This window comes from Nocardia sp. NPDC058666, assembly GCF_042714895.1.
GTDB lineage: Bacteria > Actinomycetota > Actinomycetes > Mycobacteriales > Mycobacteriaceae > Nocardia.
In genome coordinates, this window is the sequence record NZ_JBHXRY010000027.1 from 1 (window position 1) to 2,500 (window position 2,500).

General features: G+C 67.8%; 4 protein-coding genes and 1 pseudogene (1 of these 5 cut by a window edge). 2 read left to right on the forward strand and 3 right to left on the reverse strand.

Annotated features, from left to right (window positions below; all coding sequences use genetic code 11):
* Positions 1-86 precede the first annotated feature (86 nt).
* Positions 87-212: pseudogene (locus ACFWVD_RS27700) on the reverse strand (IS701 family transposase); the annotation flags it as partial.
* A gap of 185 nt (positions 213-397) precedes the next feature.
* Positions 398-850 (reverse strand): hypothetical protein, encoded by a 453-nt coding sequence (locus ACFWVD_RS27705; protein ID WP_379247738.1) that lies wholly within the window; start codon positions 848-850, stop codon positions 398-400.
* An 82-nt stretch (positions 851-932) separates the two neighbouring features.
* Between ACFWVD_RS27705 and ACFWVD_RS27710 the strand changes: the two genes are divergently transcribed.
* A complete protein-coding gene (locus ACFWVD_RS27710) occupies positions 933-1,556 on the forward strand; it encodes a hypothetical protein (protein WP_379247740.1) in 624 nt (207 codons plus the stop codon).
* 147 nt (positions 1,557-1,703) lie between these two features.
* Here the strand turns inward: ACFWVD_RS27710 and ACFWVD_RS27715 are convergent, their stop codons facing one another.
* A complete protein-coding gene (locus ACFWVD_RS27715; RefSeq protein ID WP_379247742.1) occupies positions 1,704-2,162 on the reverse strand; it encodes a hypothetical protein in 459 nt (152 codons plus the stop codon).
* 84 nt (positions 2,163-2,246) lie between these two features.
* On the opposite strand from ACFWVD_RS27715, the gene ACFWVD_RS27720 reads away from it, so the two are divergent.
* Positions 2,247-2,500 carry the beginning of a hypothetical protein gene (locus ACFWVD_RS27720; RefSeq protein WP_053701541.1) on the forward strand. 331 nt of this gene lie beyond the right edge of the window, so only the first 254 of its 585 coding nucleotides appear in the window; it begins with the start codon at positions 2,247-2,249; the stop codon falls past the right edge of the window.

Here is a 2,500-nt window from a genome sequence, read left to right on the forward strand (position 1 = left end):
GGTAGGAGCGGTTCTTGCGCGAGGCGTACGCCTTGTTGGCACGCACCCGATCGGTGCGGACCCGTGGCCGGCCCGGCCCCGGCCCCCAGCACCGCCTGGTCGTCGCGCAGGTGGTCCGCCACGTAGCCACGTACATCGTCGCGGACGGCATCGGCATCCCGTTCGGCTCGCCCCAGCAGGTGCTGCATGCCGTCCGGAGTGGCATTCCCGGCTCACTCGGCGATCGTTCAGCAGTTGTGGCGCGGTAAGTAGAGGGCATGAGGCCGAGCATCAGCCGCCGGGCCTGGCGTCGGGGCTCGACTCGCCTGGAGCGGCCGGCGAACCGGCTTATGAGGCCCGCTGAGGCTGGCGCTTGATCATTGGTTGTCCACACAACCGGCAGTGATCGAGGGCGGCGTCATCCTCGTTCGTGCCATCGAACCCAGTAGTCCACGCCGTCGGCCCGGTAGCGGTCCCCACCGTCGAACCGCCACTCGGCGACCAGCAACGTAGCGTCTGCCGGTGCTTGGCGGTGTGGGGTGAGCAGCGCTGTCAGCTCGTCATACCGGGGATCGATACCTCCATGCCCAGGATGGCGCTCGATCCCGGCGGTTCCTGCTTTGTAGCGGTGGTTCCACGCGACGAAGATCGTCCACTGTTCGCGTTCCAGCGCGACCGTCGTCTCGTCCGCCCGCCACACGAAATACCCATCTGGGGCGGCGGAGAAGTCCACGTCGTGGCAGTGGAAGTAATGAGGTACCCCATCGATGTCGACAAGCCCGTCGCGGGGGCCGTCATACCAGTCCAACTCGGCGTATACATGCTCGAATCCGTCCGCGAGCAGCTGCTGTTCCCCCCAGATCTCACCCACGCGTGCAGGCTACCGGCAAGCAAGCCGCCGCCCGGCCTGTCCCGGATCGGGCCGTGTCAGTGGCTGGTGACAGGATCGAGGGGTGCTGATCAAGGGATACGACTTGGGCCCGTTGGTGCCGGGCGAGTCACTGCTGGTCCGCCCGGGCTTCTGGTCGAACTACCTCTTGGCGCTGTGCAGCGACGGGGAGTGTGCCGAGCGCCGGGATCCGGAGTGGTTCGGTGGGGACGGCGCCGATGCCGAGGTGATGTCCGAGGCCCTCTTCGATCCTGAACGCTGGCCGGTGTTCAGGGTGTCGGCAGGAGACGGCCCCGGAGTCGTGGTGATCTACCGGAACTTGGATGGCGACTACGGCACCGACTACCTCCTCACCCATCCGGGCAGAAGCTACGTCGAGCAGATCGCCGGCTGGGACGGCGACTTCTCGGGCGCCGGGCTGACATGGCACGAACTGATCCGGATCGCTGACAGCCCGTCCCCTGCGGCCGAAGGCGTCCAGGACACGGACACCCGCTTCCTGCTGCTGCTTCCCCTCCTCACCGACCCGGACCTGCCGGAAACCGCATCGGCACGGCTTGTCGCCGCCCTGACCGCAGTCGGCGCGCCGCAAGACACTGCCGCCATCGCGGCGGAGCACCTGCTGGCCCACCTTGCGAGGAGATCACGACACGACCCCACGTGGGCGTCTCCGCTGAGCGGCAGCTGAGAGGTGGGCCGTGCCGCCAGTCACCCCGACCAGCGACGAGGATCGCGTGGTGCGAGCAGCGGCTCGTGGCCTGCCGACACCGACGGGGGCGGCCAGGCCGTCATCACGCGACGGGCCATGCTCGCACCGCATGTCCGCCGTCATGGATCAGCGCGCGCCCTCTTCGGGTTCGGGCGAAGACGGCTCTGTGTCGAGCGGCCATCGGTAGCCGGCTTCGTGCAGCTTGCTCAGCGCCACGTGATCATTCGCGACCAGCACCTGGGCCAAGCCGGCTGCTGCCGTCACCACGGCCGCCCACCCCGGCGCGGCCAGGTATTCCTCGTCCCGGGCGCCGGCGCCGACCGTGTCCTGCACCGCGCCGTAGGCAGTGCCGAGGCGCGCCATCAGCTCCACCTCTTGCTCGGTCCGAAGGCTTTGTCCCAGCCACGGCTGCGGATCGTCCGCATTGCAGAAATCGTCGAAGAGGACGTGCACGATGTGGTCGAGATCCTCGTGCTGGTCCGGGTCGAGCCAGACGTCCTGCTGCCAGGCGGGGCTCGCCAGAGCTACTACCGCGGGCACGACGTGGAGGCGGTAGGAGGGCATAGCAACCCCGTGATCGATCATGCGGCGACGCTACCAGCCTCATGATCGTCCCCAACGGAGTTCGGCCCGCCGGTCGTTGTCAGATGCGCGCTGTAACTTCCGTACATGGGGATCTACTTGGTGAGTGTCGCGGCTGAGGATTGGTTCGGTGAGGAGGAAGGCGGATGGGCCGAGGTTGCTTCGGGGCTCAACGCTGAGCTGCGGCGGCGGGGCCTGCAGCCCTACGAGGACGTACCCCCTGCGACCGCCTTCGTAGCCGGCTCGGGCCAGGCCTTCGAGGAGAAGGCTGCTCCCTCCATGACCGGGTTCGTCGCGCTGTGCGAGAGGTATCTGTCACGGGAGGAGCTGGAGATTCTCTG

What these genes read in the sequence shown, in the direction of transcription:
- ACFWVD_RS27715 (WP_379247742.1), bottom strand. Translation starts at nt 2,162, where the DNA reads ATGATCGATCACGGGGTTGCTATGCCCTCCTACCGCCTCCACGTCGTG.